2 protein-coding genes are annotated in these 1,908 nt (G+C 47.0%); one reads left to right on the top strand and one right to left on the bottom strand.

Annotated features, from left to right (window positions below; genetic code table 11):
* Nucleotides 1-291 precede the first annotated feature (291 nt).
* The gene (locus ACG2E4_RS18295) at nucleotides 292-1,041 is read left to right on the top strand and encodes a sugar transferase (protein WP_395262404.1); all 750 of its coding nucleotides are present in this window, start codon (nucleotides 292-294) and stop codon (nucleotides 1,039-1,041) included.
* A gap of 667 nt (nucleotides 1,042-1,708) precedes the next feature.
* Here ACG2E4_RS18295 and ACG2E4_RS18300 read toward each other — a convergent pair.
* A partial coding sequence (locus tag ACG2E4_RS18300; RefSeq protein ID WP_395277492.1) for a hypothetical protein occupies nucleotides 1,709-1,908 on the bottom strand: 200 nt, incomplete at its 5' end.

The following is a 1,908-nucleotide window of genomic DNA, read 5'->3' on the forward strand; positions in this document are numbered from 1 at the left end:
TCCGGCGATCACCTACCTAAACTGGCACAATGACCTCCGAAACGGATGGCACAACATGGCCGAAATGGGTGGCACAATGATCTCCGAAATAGCCAGCATAGTTACTTCTTATCTGAAAGTGTACTATAATACCACACAATTTTATGAGACTGAGTTAATCTTATGATTTTTTAACACATGTAATCAATTCCTTTGAAACTACCAAACATTTTCCTATTATAGGCCTTCTATTTAACCCCTAAGTTGCGTGATTGGCTATAACGTTACTAACCGAAAAACTTAAATAACATTATGAGAGGCAATACCAAGGCATTATCCCTTGAAGATGGTGAAACTATGACGGTTCGCGAAAGTATTATCTCACAGGCAGAACTTGAAACCGATATAGAGTCCCTTGTACAGGATACCTTACCCCAAAGATTTCACGTTCTCGCAAAAAAACAATATTCCGGCAAACGGCTGCTGGATATCATGCTCTCCGGTATCGGTGTATTGGGATTACTTATCGTATTTCCGTTTATCGCTTTTGCCATAAAAATATCATCCCGTGGACCGGTAATCTTTAAGCAGCAGCGGACCGGTGTAAATGGTAAGTCGTTCACCTGCTACAAGTTTCGGACCATGCATATCCTGCAAAAGAGAACTGAAAACGGCGAGCCTGATATCACTAAAAAAGGTGATGCCCGTATCTTTAAATTCGGCAGTATCCTGCGAAAACTGAATCTGGACGAGCTTCCCCAATTATTTAATGTCCTCAAAGGAGACATGAGCCTGGTGGGGCCCCGTCCATACCCTGTAAAAGAGTGTGCGTACTGGAACTCCTCCTTCGAAGATTTCTTCTATCGCTACTCGGTAAAACCCGGAATTTCAGGGCTGGCCCAGGTAAAGGGATATCGCGGCGGCACGCTGGATGAAGAGCATATGCGGAAGCGACTGGATTATGACCTCATTTATGTTCAAAAAAGCTCATTTGGACTGGATATGAAAATAATCGGACGAACCATTCTGCAGATGATCCATCTGGATACCAACGGTCACTAAACCCAATTGATAAACAGCTTGACGGGCACAGCTCTTTTTAAAGGAGTTGTGCCTTTTTTGTTTCTCTTCTCGTGTTTGGAAATGGAAGGGGGGAGAGGGATTAAGAAGCACCAACAAGAAACAGGAGACTGTTTTCCCCAACCGAGGTGTCCCTTTTGGCTTGACCCAAAAGGAACCAAAAACTCAAGGCGGTGAATGGGGCACCCGCTGCCGCCTGTGCAGGCGTGGATGTTGATGGTCCGTCACGCCGGTTGCCCGCTATCAAAGCCCTCACCGGTGCAACATCCACAAACGCCTGCTTCGGCCTCTGCGCCCCATTCAAGGCCGGGAAGGGCAGGTTTGCAATTTTTAGCTCATGCTCCCTCGTCAGACAGCACTTCTTCCGGTATCGGAACAATTGCTTGATACGTTCAAACGATCTCCCCTTCGAAATTCATCATTTCTAATTCTTCATTTTTCATTCCTCACTGAACACCCCCCTGCACCCCCTTCGAACATCATTTACCGCTTTTCAATCATAACTGCCACAAGGGGGAACCCCCCGCGCTCTTTTTCCCGGTACCCCTTCGAAATTCATCATTTTTAATTCTTCATTCATAATTCCAGCCGCCTTCCGGCCTAGGATTTATGAGCCGCCCGGGACAAGCGCAGCGGCGGCGCGGGTTAGTTATTTGTTACCGGTTACTAGTATTGGATTGTTGAGAATATGGTAGCAAGCAGCCCTCGGGGTCTGGGGAATGGCGGCAGGCAAAAGGGGAGAGGCGGCCGGCGTTTGAAAGCAACCGGCCGGGAACGAGCTGGTAAGGGGAACATCTACCATTCCCCAGCGGCTTTTTTGGTTCGTTTTTTGGCCGTACAAAAAATGAA

The sequence above is a fragment of the Halalkalibaculum sp. DA384 genome, from assembly GCF_043951955.1.
Lineage (GTDB): Bacteria > Bacteroidota > Rhodothermia > Balneolales > Balneolaceae > JAMQKA01.